This is a genomic window from Streptomyces sp. NPDC059080, assembly GCF_042739975.1.
In the GTDB taxonomy this organism is placed as follows: Bacteria; Actinomycetota; Actinomycetes; order Streptomycetales; family Streptomycetaceae; genus Streptomyces; species Streptomyces benahoarensis.
In genome coordinates this window covers 1-13,731 of the sequence record NZ_JBHYGX010000008.1, presented here as the reverse complement: position 1 = coordinate 13,731, position 13,731 = coordinate 1, and the positions used below count along the sequence as shown (strand labels likewise).

Annotated in this window: 11 protein-coding genes and 1 pseudogene; 8 read left to right on the top strand and 4 right to left on the bottom strand. The window is 69.8% G+C overall.

The window, feature by feature from the left end; genetic code table 11:
• Positions 1-152: 152 nt before the first annotated feature.
• Positions 153-350 (top strand): annotated as a pseudogene (locus ACFWWQ_RS08585) (IS982 family transposase); the annotation flags it as partial.
• A 4-nt stretch (positions 351-354) separates the two neighbouring features.
• Here ACFWWQ_RS08585 and ACFWWQ_RS08580 read toward each other — a convergent pair.
• Positions 355-795, bottom strand: coding sequence for a hypothetical protein (locus tag ACFWWQ_RS08580; protein ID WP_384592255.1), 441 nt, complete (start codon positions 793-795; stop codon positions 355-357).
• A 515-nt stretch (positions 796-1,310) separates the two neighbouring features.
• Here ACFWWQ_RS08580 and ACFWWQ_RS08575 point away from each other — a divergent pair.
• The 7 genes from ACFWWQ_RS08575 to ACFWWQ_RS08545 all read left to right on the top strand — a co-directional run bounded on the left by ACFWWQ_RS08575 (position 1,311) and on the right by ACFWWQ_RS08545 (position 8,329).
• Complete coding sequence (locus ACFWWQ_RS08575; protein WP_384592252.1) at positions 1,311-2,381, top strand: AAA family ATPase; 1,071 nt, start codon at positions 1,311-1,313, stop codon at positions 2,379-2,381.
• 113 nt (positions 2,382-2,494) lie between these two features.
• Entirely contained in the window at positions 2,495-4,111 is a 1,617-nt protein-coding gene (locus ACFWWQ_RS08570) for a Mu transposase C-terminal domain-containing protein (protein ID WP_384592810.1), read from the top strand.
• Positions 4,108-4,860: an AAA family ATPase gene (locus tag ACFWWQ_RS08565; RefSeq protein ID WP_384592249.1), complete on the top strand. Its 753-nt coding sequence runs from the start codon at positions 4,108-4,110 to the stop codon at positions 4,858-4,860. The genes ACFWWQ_RS08570 and ACFWWQ_RS08565 overlap by 4 nt, the downstream gene beginning before the upstream one ends.
• A 203-nt stretch (positions 4,861-5,063) precedes the next feature.
• Positions 5,064-5,525 carry a hypothetical protein gene (locus ACFWWQ_RS08560; RefSeq protein WP_384592246.1) on the top strand — a complete coding sequence of 154 codons (462 nt, stop codon included), beginning with the start codon at positions 5,064-5,066 and terminating at the stop codon, positions 5,523-5,525.
• A 109-nt stretch (positions 5,526-5,634) separates the two neighbouring features.
• On the top strand, positions 5,635-6,024 hold the full coding sequence (locus ACFWWQ_RS08555) for a hypothetical protein (RefSeq protein WP_384592243.1): 390 nt from the start codon (positions 5,635-5,637) through the stop codon (positions 6,022-6,024).
• Positions 6,025-6,035: 11 nt separating this feature from the next.
• Positions 6,036-7,736 carry a multiprotein-bridging factor 1 family protein gene (locus tag ACFWWQ_RS08550; protein ID WP_384592240.1) on the top strand — a complete coding sequence of 567 codons (1,701 nt, stop codon included), beginning with the start codon at positions 6,036-6,038 and terminating at the stop codon, positions 7,734-7,736.
• A complete protein-coding gene (locus ACFWWQ_RS08545) occupies positions 7,736-8,329 on the top strand; it encodes a transcriptional regulator (RefSeq protein ID WP_384592237.1) in 594 nt (197 codons plus the stop codon). Before ACFWWQ_RS08550 ends, ACFWWQ_RS08545 begins: the two co-directional genes overlap by 1 nt.
• A 274-nt stretch (positions 8,330-8,603) precedes the next feature.
• Here the strand turns inward: ACFWWQ_RS08545 and ACFWWQ_RS08540 are convergent, their stop codons facing one another.
• The 3 genes from ACFWWQ_RS08540 to ACFWWQ_RS08530 form a co-directional block, all read right to left on the bottom strand.
• Positions 8,604-11,696, bottom strand: coding sequence for a Helicase associated domain protein (locus ACFWWQ_RS08540; RefSeq protein WP_384592807.1), 3,093 nt, complete (start codon positions 11,694-11,696; stop codon positions 8,604-8,606).
• Positions 11,697-11,770: 74 nt separating this feature from the next.
• A complete protein-coding gene (locus ACFWWQ_RS08535; protein WP_384592234.1) occupies positions 11,771-12,319 on the bottom strand; it encodes a hypothetical protein in 549 nt (182 codons plus the stop codon).
• A complete protein-coding gene (locus ACFWWQ_RS08530; protein ID WP_384592231.1) occupies positions 12,316-13,146 on the bottom strand; it encodes a hypothetical protein in 831 nt (276 codons plus the stop codon). The genes ACFWWQ_RS08535 and ACFWWQ_RS08530 overlap by 4 nt, the downstream gene beginning before the upstream one ends.
• Positions 13,147-13,731: the final 585 nt, after the last annotated feature.

Here is a 13,731-nt window from a genome sequence, read left to right as displayed (position 1 = left end):
AATGGCGTGCACTCTTCTCCGCGCCATTGTGTGGGCGTGGCTGCGGCTGCCCAGATCATGGTCGTGGACGGGTTCAACTCTCAGGCATGGCCGCCGAGCTCGGGCTGGCCAGGCCATGCCGAGTTCGTCGGGGAGAAGCCTGACGAGACGGGCGTGCCGGATCGGCACTGATCAAGCCGCTGCGGCAGGTCATCGAGTCGATCAACGAGACGTTCAAGGGGCAGCTCGACCTCTAACGACACCGAGGCCGCACACCCGACGGCGTGATGGCCCGCGCCCTTCAGCGGATCCTCGCGCTAACCGCCGCGATCTGGCACAACAACCGCACTGGGCAGCCGGTCATGAGGAGCCGGATCAGGCGGTGGCCGGCTGCGGAGTCCGGGTGCCGCTGTGCTGGGCATCGAACTCGCCCAGCGCCGCGCCCAGGCGGGCGGCGACCTCGGGCAGGGTGTACCTGTCCCCGGCAAGCCAGCGCAGATACGGCTCCGCTCCCTGGAGCAGGCCCGAGTGAGGGTAGGCCACCACCATGGCGCGGTGGATGCCGCGCTCCAGGTGGTGACTCCAGGAGTCGACATCGACCTGATCCTCGGGCGCGGCGACGTGCCCGTCGACGAAGCCGCCCTGGGTTGTGGTGCAGCAATTCCAGCCGCGATCGATGACGCACCGCTCGCACGCGAGCGTGCCGAGCATGTCCGGGTAGCGGCGCTGCCACTCGCCATCGAGGGCGATGGCGTCCCCGGCGAGCGGGATGTTCTTGCGGCACAGGCAGCACCTGATGCGGAACGCGACGGACACGGTGGAGCCCCCAATCACCCTGCGGGCCGGGCTCGCCCAGCCTGACAGCTGGCCGGAGTTCCGCAACGTCGCCATGCCGCATCGGCGCCCGCCGCTGTTCTACGTGCAACAGCGATGCAATACAGGGTGCGGCTTCTCGGTTTGGTGTCGGTGGTGGTGAGAGTCAGTGGTGGTGTTCTGGGTGGGGCGTTGCGGGGCTGGTCAGCGGTTGTTTGTGAGTGGGTAGGCCGCTGTCATGAAGTGAGAGATTGATGGGCGGGATCGCTGTCGTGGGGCTTTATCGCATGGCGGCTGTTGTTGTCTCAGGTTCGAGAGTTCTTATGTGCTGAGGTTGGCCCGGCCGGTGTGATCGTGGGGTGGGTCAAGAGGTAAGGACCGGCCGGGGTGCAGTGCTGCCCAGGGGTTTGGTGGTGCGTCGTCTGCTGGAGCGGCAGCGGGCGGGGGAGCTGTCGACCCGGCATGTGCGAGCGGTCGCTGAGACAGTGGGTGTCTCCGAGCGTACGGTGTGGCGCTGGTTGGAGCAGGCCAAGACGGCCGGGCAGGTAGAGGCGCCGGTCCGGCAGGGGTATGCGGTGTCAGGCGAGGTGTGGGCGCTGCTTGGCGAGGTCGGAGGGAATGTCGCTGAGCTGAGACGCCGGCTGGCCGTGGCTGGTGGTGCGTCGGTGCCGTCGGCGTCGACACTGCACCGGGTGATCCGCAGGGACCGCCGGGCGGGCCAGGCGTTGTTGGCCGAGCGGGAGCCCGTGGTGGCCGGGCCACGCAGGCCCGATCCGCTCAGCGAGCTGGGCTTGAACGTCGTGGCCGGCCAAAGCACGGGCGGGCAGGTGTTTTTGCGGGAGCAGAAGCATCTAGCGCAGGTCCCGGTCCTGGTCCCGGGCGCGCAGGTGGTGCACACGCCCGCTGTGCAGTCGGTGCTGCGGACGGTCGCGCACGCGGCCGGGGTGGGGGCGGTGGTGTGTCTGTACGGCGATGCGGGGCAGGGCAAGACCGTCGCGCTGCAGTACGCCCTGTCCCAGGTGCCGCACCCGGCCCGGGTCCGACGGGTTCATGTCGGTGTGCATCCGACGGTGCCCGGACTGCGCCGGGTGCTCGCGGACGCTCTTGAGCTGGGTCGGCGTCTGCCGCGCGGGGCGGGGGAGGCCGACCTGATGCTGGTGAACGCGCTACGACAGCCCCGCGTGCTGGTACTGGACGAGGCACAGTGCCTGCCGGGGCCGGCGCTGGAGTTTCTGCGCGGGCTGTGGGACCACCCGGACACGGACATGGCACTCGTGCTGGCGGGGGCGGGCAGTGAACGGGTGCTGCGCCGGGTACCTGCGCTGGCCTCTCGGGTGCTGACCTGGGAGTTGGTGCCGCGCCTTGGCCCGCGCGAGGTGGCCACCGTGATGGCTGCCTTCCACCCGCTGTGGGAGGGCGCGACCGAGGCTGATGTCGCGTGGGTGGACGAGCATGTGGGGCACGGCAATTTCAGGACCTGGGCAAAGCTGACCTCGCACCTGACCGCCGAGACCTATGGCAAGAGCCGGGCGGTGGTGGACCGCTGGATGCTGGAGCGGGCCTGCGCACGGCTCATGGGGCCGCTGTGACCAGCGACGCCGGGACGGGAGTGGACGGTGCCCGCTCCGGTGAGTACGGGAATGAGCCGGACGTGCGTGGGGGCCTGCCTTCTTCCTCCCTGTCGGCGCTGCGTGGCCCTGCCGTGCGCCGGCTACTCGCCTTGCGGCAGGAAGGAAAACTGACGACCCGGCATGTGCAACTGATCGCGCAGTCCCTGGAAGTGACCGAGCGCACGGTGTGGCGGTGGCTGGCCGCGGCCGAGCGCGACGCTACCGCGGCCGCCGCTCCAGGTTCCCGGGCCCAGAGTCGGGACCGCTTCACTGTCACCCCGGAAGTGCGCCGCCTGCTCGCGTTGTGGAAGGGCAACGTCGCGGCGGTGCATCGTGAGCTGACGGCCCGCGCTGCCCGGCAGTCCCCGCCCGCGGCTCCGCCGCCGTCGCTGCCCACCTTGCACCGGGCGATCCAGCGGGATCTGACGCCGGGGGAGCGGGCCGGGCTCGCGGGAGGGGAACGGGCCGCACGGAAACACGATGTGTTCCTGGCCCGGCCGCGCGGCTGGCGCAACCAGGTCTGGGAGACCGACCACATGCAGGCCCCGGTGCTGGTCGACGTCGACGGCACGGCCCGCAGGCCGTGGATCACCTGGTTCACCGACTGTGCCACCAACGCGATCACCGGTGTTGCCGTCACCCCGGGCCATCCGTCGCGGGAGTCGGTGCTGGCCGCGCTGCGCTCCGCGGCACTGCGCGAGGAACCCTACGGTCCGTTCGGCGGTCTGCCGGAGAAGGTGCGGGTGGACCGAGGCAAGGACTTCCTGTCCCGAACGGTCACCGCAGCGTTCGACCTCCTGGACGTGACGGTTCAGGACCTGCCCGCCTACACCCCTCACCTCAAGGGCACCGTGGAGGGCCTGAACCGTGCGGTGGAGAGCATGTTTCTGGCCGCGCTGCCGGGCTATGCCCGCCAGCCGCGCCCCGGCAAACGCGCCTCCCGCCCGAAGGACGAGGTGTTGCTCGGTTTCGAGGACTTCACCGTCCGGTTGCTGGATTGGACGCTGTGGTGGAACACCGAACACCGCCCCGCGCCCTTGCGGGGCAAGACTCCGCTTCAGGCGTGGCAGGACGATCCCACTCCGCTACGGGACGTTACGGCCGCGGACCTGTGGACGTTCACTCTGGAGGACGCTGGCACCCGCACGCTGACCACCCGCGGCATCCGCTTCAAACGGCGCGACTACGTGGGCCCGTGGATGACCGGTCAGGCCGGGATCCAGGTCCGGGTCCGTTTCATGCCCCACCACGACCACCGCATCGAGGTCTACCACGCTGCCACCGGCCGATACCTGGGTCCCGCGGACCTGGCCGATCAGGCCACCGACGAACAGATCAGCGCCGTACGAAGGGCGCGGGCCACCCGTGCCCGCCGCCTGAAGAAGGACCTGGAGGCCTCCCAGCGCGAGCGCTACGCCGCCGTGAACCAGCCTGAGGCACCTCAGCGGCTCGGCGCGCTGACCACCGCGCAGGCCGAGGCCGAACTCGCCCAGACCGCCGACACCGACCTCGCGCAACTCGCGATGCCGGACCTCATCCCGCCCGCCGCACCCCCGGCCGACTGGCGCACCCCTGCTTCCCTGGCCGCGCTGACCACGCCAGGCCCGCCCGTCCCGTACCCGTCCGGCCGTGATGACGCTTCCGCCCTGGACGTCCGCGACGGGCGGGCCGCACCTCCCACCACCGACGAAGACGGAGACGCCCCGTGACCGCGGCCACCTACCAGTACGTCGACCTGCCCGACGCGTCCGTGGTCACCACCCGCGCCCTGCTGAGGGCCCGGGAGAACATCACCGACACCGTTGCCGCGCGCGCCATGATGTGCATCCACGGTGGCGCCGGCTTCGGCAAGACCCTCGCTGTCAACACCTGCCTGCGCGAACTCGAACCCGGCGAGGACGTCCGCCGGGTCACCTTCCGGGCCCGGCCTACCGCCCGCGCGGTGCGCTACGAGCTGTTCGCCGCGCTGGGCCTGCCCGGTGCACCGCCCCGGCGCCCCAGTGAGTTCGACCGGCTCCTGAAGGCCGCCCTCGCCGAGAAACCGCGCACCCTGGTCGTCGACGAGGCCCAGTGGCTCAACGGGGAGGCGTTCGAGTACTTCCGTTACCTGTGGGACGACCCCGCAACCCGCCTCGCGATCGTCTTCGTCGGCGGCGAAGGCTGCCACACCGTGCTGCGTCGTGAACCGATGCTGTCCTCCCGCATCTTCATCTGGCAGCACTTCACTCGCCTCACTCCCAGCGAGGTCTTGGAGGTCGTCCCCCTGTTCCATCCGATCTGGGCCGACGCCGACCCCGCTGACATCGCGTTCGCCGACAGCCGCGCCGCGCACGGCAACTTCCGTAACTGGGCACGGCTGACCGCCCACGTCCGCATCGGCCTGGCCCGCACAGGCCGGCCCCGGGTCGACACCGAGGTGCTGCGGTGGGCCTTCAGTCGGCTGGGAACCGCAGCGTGATCGGCCGGCACCAGGCACTGCGTGGGATCTGCCCCGTACATGCCGCGCGACGTAAGGGGAGGTGAGGGACCATCGGTTCGTTCGGCCCGATCAATCCCCTCGGTGAGATCGGTGTCGATGTCCTGGTGTGCGGCGTCGGGGCCGTCTGTTCCCGGCTGCCGGCTCCACAGACGTTGCGCACCGAGGGGCGTCCGCCGTGCACCGTGGTCCTGGACCGCGGTGACGATGTGCGGTTCACCCGGGCCGCTCTGGCCTCGCATGATCCGGCGGCCGGACGCGTCGTGGTGCACCCCACGGTCGCCTCCCTCGCCTCCACCGGCCGCTATCTGTGGCGCGACATCCTCCACGCACTCGGCGGCACCGCCACGCGGCCGAGGGCGCCCCGCGCGCCCCGGGAAGAACAGGAGCGTGCGGTCCATGCCGCCCTGCAGGCTGTTCCTGCATGCCAGTTGACGGTCCTGCGAGCCCACCGGATCGGGAGTGGCCTGTGGGCGGACCTGGTCCACCTGCACCGCACCACACACGCGAACCTGGTCCTGGTCCACCACGCCGAACTACCGGACGACCTCGCGCATCTCCTGCGCCACTGCGATCACCGCATCATCGACACCTTCGCCGGGATGGAGAAGCTGCACCCGCCCGCAGCGGCGTCTGCGAATTCCTGACCGGGCGAGTGTCAGTGATGCTCTTCCGGCACGCGATGATCCGGCCGGCTGCGCGTGAAACGAAACAACATTCTGTTGTTTCGTTGGGGTTTTGCGGTAGGGTAGGCGTATGGCAGAAGACTCTTTGGAAGCGGCTCGCCGGCGACTGGCCGCATTGCCCGACGATTCCGCCGCCGAATGCACTCCCGCCCGCCACTTGGAAAAGGACGCCGCCCTGTTGGGGCGCCTCCTGACGGCCGCAGCCGCAGCCAGCCGTCGACAAGACGGCGGCCAATGCGAGGACTTGGCGGATGAAGTGGCCGCGGGGCTGAGCTTGTTCGATCAGATGCGTCTCGCGTTGGACCAGCTGGAGACGCGGGTGGTCGTGGAGGCCCGGCGTTGCGAGATGGACTGGAAGCAGATCTCCCAGCACCAGGGTTTCCGCTCCTCCCAGGCCGCCTCCCAGCGCTACCAGCGGCTGACAACCCGCCTCGAAGAGATCCGTCAAGGCATCCGGTAAGGAAGAAGCAGATGACTGACCCGTCGCAGGGATTGTTCGACGCCATCGACTCCCTCCTCGATGCCGTCGACAACAACACGCTGCTGCCCGCCCCGGCCGAACGGGTCCGCCTGCGGGAGGCCGCCGGTCTGACCGAGGCCGCCGTAGCCCAGGCCCTGGGGGTTCGGACGCAGAGCATCCAAGCATGGGAGGCAGGGCGCGCTGAGCCCAAGGGGCAGAGACTGGAGGCGTACCGCAAGCTGCTCGACGGCCTCACCCACCGCTTCCCAGCCCCTGCCGACACCTCCAGCGCGACGCCGGCAGGCAAACCCCAGCAGCCGGACGCCGCCCCCGAACCGACCCAGAACGCCCCCGAGCCCGTCGCTCCACAGCAGTTGCCCTCAGCCGCCGAGCTGCCACAGACCGCATTCCTCCCCGACGGCCTGGTGGTACAAGGCGATCACCAACCCTGCATCCGCTGCGGCATGGTGACCCCGTTCAAGGCCACCGACGGCCGCTCGCTCCACCCGGGCGCCATGTGCCAACCCCGCACCGCCACACCCCCCACAACACCTCCGCAGTACGCCACCCCCCCAGCCCCGGACGCGACCCTGGCCTTGACTCCGGACGCGGCTGCGCCTCCGGCACGCATCACTGCCGCGGCCCCGCAGGCGACGACCGCGCCTGCACAGCCGTCGCCGACTCCCGCTCCGGTGCCGTCGCGGCCGCAACGCCGCGCGAAGTCCGCGGCACGCGCCCAGGCCGAGACCCACACCCTGATCACCCACGCCGTCGACGAGGAACTGCAACGCACCGAAGGCGACACCGAGGCCGCACTGAAAGCGCTGATCAAGCGCGCCATCCCGGACGTCATGACGATGTTCGAAGAGACCCGGGCCACCGCCCGCTACCAGTTCACCGCCTACCCGGCGCTGCCCGACATCCTCAAAAAGCCCTCGAAGCGCGAGCCAGACCAGATCTGGGAGGCCCGCCCCGCCTTCCACCACCCCGACTTCTCCCTCAAGCTCCCCGGCAGCGTCCAGGTCACCGCCCTCGACGCCAACGCCGCCTACCTCTCCGCCCTCAAATGCTGGCTCCCCATCGGCAAACTGGAGCACACCACCGGCGCCGACGGAGTGGACCCCAAGCGCTCCGGAGTCCACCTGATCACCCCCGCCCCATGGCACCACCCGCACCTGCCCAACCCCCTCGGCGACCGCGACACCGACGGGGCACTGTGGATCACCGACGCCACTCTCAGGCTGCTATCGCGCCTGGCCGGACCGAAATACGGCCTTACCGACGCACCCGAAATCCACGAATCATGGACGTCCGGCGCAACAGAGAATTTCCTCGACGCCCTCCGCAAAATCCTCACCGCCGCACGAGAAAAAGCGATCGAGGAAGACGACACGATCACCACCGAGTACATCAAAGCGATGTATTCGAAGTTCGTTTCCACCATGGGCGAGTCGATCCACAACCGCGACATCATCCGCCCGGACTGGATGCACAACATCCACAGCCAGGCATACGCCAACCTGTGGGGCAAGGCATACAAAGCCCACCAGGCCGGCCTCGAAATCATCGCCATGATGGGCACCGACGAACTGCACGTCACCGGCGACTGGCGCCAGGTCTTCACCGAAGGCCGCGGCGTCACCCAGATGAAGATCAAACACAGCGACGCCAAAGCCTCCGGCGAGTACACCCTCGGCAAGGCACCCCGCTGATGGCCGGCACCGAAGAGGGCCGTTGGAGGAACCTAGGCGCCTACCGGGCCCGCGGCCTGCCCGGCTGGGTCGCCCTGGCCGAGGGCCTCGACCGCATGGTCACCGGCATCGAGTCACCCGTCGACACCGAACGCGGCCTGACCGCCCGCCTGCGCTACCTGACCGCCTCCGACGCCGGCTACGAGGCCATGGACCGCGCGGGCATCCACGTCCGCCCCCGCACCCTGATCGCCTGGCTCGCCCAAGAGCAAACCCCCAGCAAAGCCAACCTCGCCCGCCTGGACACCGCCTACTGGGAACTGCGCCGCCGCAACGTCGTCGCCGACCTCAAGCGCCGACTCCACAACCGCGGCCGCGGCACCCGCATCGAGATCGACCCCGTCGACCAGTCCCAGGTCGAACGCCGCCACCAGCGCGACCTTCAAACCCGCTCCATCAACGTCCGCGGCGGTGTGTGGGACCGCGCCGTCGACGCCTGGATCGACGGCAACACCGACGAACTGGACGCCATCTGGGACGAGATCATCAGCACCAGCCTCGGCACCGACTGGGACGCCTACACCCACGTCTCCTCCGTCGGCTGGGCGGCCTAACCCACACACGAACGAAGGGCCCGGAGTCACTCCAATTGACTCCGGGCCCTTCGCCGCCACCGTAAACCCACACCCGCCCACGCTTGTCCAACGAGGTACTGCTCGGAGCGACGCGGGGCTTGATTCGGCGCTGGCGGGACCTACGGCCGTTGCCCAGGTCCCGGGACGCCGGAGTGGGCCACCGCGATCACCCGCCGCGGCGCCGGACGGGACGCCCGTCATGGCAGGTTGCCGGCCCCAGGGCGTCCCCTCAGGGCCGGCGCAGCCATGGGGGTCAGGTGTTGTCGGGGGCGAGGTCTTCGGCCAGCGGTGCAGGGTTCTCAACGTGCAGGGCGCGGGTTTCGAGGTCTACGAGGGTGGAGGCGATTTCGTCCTTGCGCCACTTCTCGGGGTTGTTGTAGGGCATCAGGCCGCCCGCGTAGGCCATGCGCAGCAGTTCGGCCTTGGTGTGTTTGCGCATGAGCTCGTACATGCGTTGCGCCCGCGTGTTGCTCTGCGCCGCCCGAGCCCTGGGCTCTTCCTCGGCCCCGGCGCCGCCTCGGCCGTCTCCGTCGGTCGCCGGCACCCGAGCGTCCGACGGCGCGGGCGGGCCGGGCCTGTCGCCGGCCGCCTCCGTGCTGCCGGGTGAGCTCGGTGGTGGTCCGGCCCACTCCAGCCCGAGGGCGGCGAGGGTGGCGAGCCGGTCCGCATGCAGTTTCGCGCGGCGGCTTTTGCTGTTCGACAAGAACACCCCCAGCTTCACCGCGTGCTCCTGGCCGTCGACCACAACGGTCTCCACATGGGCCCTGGGCACCGTCACAGAGCCCGTACGAGCCTTGTACTGCGCCAAGGCCGCAACCCCCCGATCGAAGGCCGCAGAGCCACCCGAACCCTTCGCCGCCTTGGCCAGAACCTGCGCCTCGGCGGCCGGCAACGGTCCGACACCGAGTTCGACCAGGCGTTCGCGCTGCTCCTCGCTCAGCTGCTCCCACCCCTCCTGCTGCGCGTGCAACCAGGCACCGATGTCTTGACCGCCTACGGTGACACCGGGCAGGATCTCGGCGAGGGTGGCCCCGTCGGCGAGCACCGCGGCGAGCTCCGCGTAGCGCTGCTGCCACTGGAGCGGCCACGGCGGATTCCAGCACCGGTCGATCCGCTCCAGCGCCTGCCGCCGCTCTGCTGCACGTTCCTCGTCCTTGCCCAACCCACCCGCCTTGCGGCAGTTGGCCAGCCATTGGCCGACCGCCACCCCGTCGAGGGACGCCTCCTTGGGCGCAGCGAGCGTGCGATGCACGGCGAAGTACTCCCGGGCGGCGGCGAGGTTCTTGTAGAAGCGGGCATCGGCGACCGACCACACCATGCCCAACTCGTCCAGCAACTGAGCCCGCCACGCCTTCAACGTCCCCGCACGAAACGCCCGCCGCTGCTCGCTCACCCACGCCCCCAGCGCATAGGTTCCGCCGTTGCCGTCGTCGCCGTTGCTCTCGGTCGCCCCGATCGGCACGACGGTGTCCATCGGCACCTGGGCATGTCCCTGCGAGGCGACCCATTTGCGCAGGGCGTTGAGCCCGGACAGCCACAGCTCACTGTCCGGCCGCAGCACCCGGGTGCGCAGGAATGCGGCGATGACGTCGGGGTTGCGGGGCAGGGAGAACCGCAGCAACGGCACACCCCCGCGGCCGTCGTCCTCGTCCTCCTGGCCCTCGTCCCCGCCGCCGACGGCGGCCTCGGCCACCGCGCCCTGCTCCCGGCCATCCTGCTCCGTGCCCTGCCCGGCGCCGCCGTCGGAGGCCGGCTGCTCCTCCTCGGACTGCCCTTCCCTGCCCTCGTCGTGCTCGTCCTCCTCGCGCCCGGGATCGAGGGCCACCACCGAGGTGGCCTTGCCACGGGAGCTCGCGGTACGCAGGACCATGCGCTCGATGAGCCGGGAGTCATGGGCCCGAAGCCCCTGCAACACCGCCACAAGGGGCCGGTACGAGGCCGAGGCCATCATGTCCTCGGGGTCCTCCCCGGCCTGCAGGAAGACCGGCACGACCAACCGCGCCACCTTCCCCTCACCCGGCACCTGACGCAGCCCTCGGCCGGTGATCTGCACGATCTGCACCGGCGAACTACGGGTGTCCGCGAACACCACACCATCGACACCTCGCTTACCGCGGATGTCGACGCCCTCACCCAGCACCTGGCACGACGCCAGAATGCCCAGGTCGGTCACCCAGCCTTCGGCATCCAGCCCGTTCGCGTACCGGTCCAGCACCACCCGCCGGTGGGCTGCCGAGTGCTCCCCGCACAGCCACTCCGCCCCCACCCGCTTCGGGTACACCGCCGCATCCGTCTCGTGCAGCTCCGCGGCCGTCTCCGGCAGCGCCCGCGCGAACGCCATCGCCTCGATCGTGCGCCAGTGGAACGTCATCAAATTCCGCGCCCCGGTGGTATCCGCATGCTTGAGCAACGCCGCCTGCAGGGCAGCAAGCCGCCGACCGCGCACCTCCTCGGGACCAGCGTCCTCGCCCGGGGCCTCGGGATCGCGGATCTCCAGCACATCCACCTCGAACGAAGCAAGGATGCCCCGCTCCACAGCCTCCATCAGCCCGAGCTCGTACAGCACGGGCCCGTACAATTCGACGTCATCCATCGACGCCACCAACCGCCCGCCCAACGCCCCTGAATCGCCCTCAGAGCCGCTCTCAGCGCCCTCCGGGCCCGACGCCCCGGCGCCCACCGCGGGGGCCCACAGCCGCGGGGTGGCCGTCATATACAGCCGCCGCGCCGCCGGGATCCGCTCCTGATCGTGAACAGCCGCCCACGCCTTACCAATTGCCCCACTTGTCCGGTGCGCCTCATCAACCACCAGCAAGTCGAACGGGCCCATCCGCTGGCCGTACGAACCGCGCAGCGCCTGCTCCAGGGCCCCCGGCGCCGCCGCACGCTCCTCGTCGGCCGTGCCCTCGCCGTCGCCGTCCTGGTCGTCCTCCAGACCCTGCGACACCAGCGACGCATAGGTGGCGAACACCAGCATCGGCCCGCTCTCGGCCCACAGCGCCAACTGCGTCGGATTGGTCGTGCACCGCACATCCAACGCCTCCAGCAGCGGATCAGCCCCCAACGAACACACCGCCACCGCAGGACCCTTGTGCCCCACCGCCCGCCACGCCTCCACCGTCTGCGTCAGCAGATCAAGCGTCGGCACCAACACCCCCACCAGCCCCCGGGGCACCATCCGCAACGCCGCCGTCGCCGCAGAGATCGTCTTGCCCGTACCTGTCGCCGACACCACCGTCCCGCGCAGCCCCCGGGCAGGCATCACCCCGCCCAGCGGCCCCGAAAGACCCCGGATAACCGCATCAACAAACTCCACCTGATGCGCGAAAAGCGGAATCTCACCCATCTTATTTCCCATTCCCTGACCCCTCCATTTCCACAATCCAGCAATTCAACGAATCCGCAATTCCGGCGAAAAAATCAGCGCGACGGAATAAACGGCGCGACGGACATGGCACCGTCCTCACCGACCACCACCCGGCCCACCAGCTGCGCCAGCACCTCCTGCGGCGTCAGCCCCGCCCGGGACGCGGCCTGCCGCAACAGCCGACCCGCCCCGGCGCCCACCCACACCTCGCCCCGCACCTCCTCCGCGGCCTCCCTGCGCCGCTCCAGGTGCGCGGCGTGCGCGGCGAGGGCCTGCTCCCGCCGGACCGTTCGCTCCGCCGCCCACGCCGAGCCGACGCTGTCCCCCTCCGGCCCGTACGTCGACCAGTCCGACGCCTCCATCAGGGCCTGCACCCGCCGCCACTCCGCATGCCGCGCCGCCCACATCTCGGCGAGCTCCGCCGGATCCGGCGAGGCCACCAGCCCGCCGGGCTCCACCGGCCCCGGAGAGCGCAACTCCTCGGCCGTCTCTCGCTCCCGCACCGTTGCCTGGGCAACCGCCTCGGCCACCCGCGCCGCCGGCATCCCCGCACCCTGACGCCGCACCGCATCCCGGGCGACGTCCTCGCTGCTCCAGATCACCGGCCGACCTCCTCCGGGTTCGTGACCGCCAGGCCGTGGTGGTCGAGGTAGGCCAGGAGGAACAGGGCCAGGGCCCGGCCGGGGTTGCTGGCGTGCTGAATCCCGGGCGGTTCGCTGGTCCAGCCAAAGGTGGCCTGGTGGGGCCGGGGCCGTACGCCGCCGTTGTGCGGGTCGGGGAAGACGACGGCACGGGTGAAGAAGTCGTCCAGACTGCCGAGCAGTTCCCCGTCCGGGTCGTCGACCTCGCGGCCGCGCACGGTGGAGATGGCGGCCTCCAGGATGGTGGTGAGGTACCGCCGGCGAGCGTCCTCCTGCTGCCGCATCTCGACCGACAGGCTCTCCTCGGTCACCTGCACCACCCGGTACATGCCGCGGTCCCCGTACAGGCCATTCGGCCGCTCCAGCACCCGCCGGGCCTTGGCAACGGCATCCTCGACCGACCGCCCGTAGGCGTAGTTGGTCGTCACAGCAGCGCCAGGGTGCGCCGGATCGGTCCGCTGCCCCACGATCCGGTAGCGGATCAGATCCGGGGCCGGCCCCGCTTCACCGGTCTCCCGCGCCCAATGCTCCAGCCGCTCCTGGTGCCAGCGGTGCACCGCCGGGTCACCATCGGGGGAGTAGGTCAGCCACTCCGCGTCGAGCATCAGGCTCCAGATGCGCCGCAGCTCATCCCGCCGGAGCGCCGCCAGCCGCTCCTCCGTGCTGAGCGGCCGCACTGAGTCCTCGCCGGTCTCCAGTCCACCCGCGGCCACCATCCGCTCATGGATCTGCTCCGCCGTCGTCCCGAAAACCTCACGGTGGATTTCCTCCCGCGCTTCAAAGCGCATTTCGAAGCTCAAGCCTCGGGATGACTGAGAGGGGGATTCGGCGCCTTTCTCGTCCGGCATCGGTTAGCCTTTCCCTGTGAGAAATTCCGGGGGCTTCCCGCCCCTGGGGGTAGTGCCGTAGTTCCACGAACTCTACCCCTGCATCACGGAGTGATGCAGCAGGTTGGCTGAAGTGGACCCAGAAGGGTGGTTCCTGGTAGGATCTGGCGTGCAAGACCACGGCAAGCCGGTACCCTGGAGGTCTGGTGATGGAAGGTTCAGAGCCTGGCAGGTCGTCACCTCGGCCCCAGTCGCCGTCAGAAACAGACACACCCTCACCTCCCTGTAGCCAGCCCGCTTGAAGCTCCGTCAACACTTACCCGAACTCGCTAAACTCGCCCCAATTCCTGAAATGCGAACGCGCATGAATTCCGGAGGAATTCACAAGGCAATTCCGGAGGAATTGCCTAACCCCCGGAGGGGGTTAGCATCTTTACGACCCGTAGGGTCGTGCGTCGTTCCTCCGGAGGAGCTGTCTCTTATAAACAACTCCGAGCCCACCAGACATCCAATCATCTCGTATCCCGTCTTGTGCGTGGAAAGAGG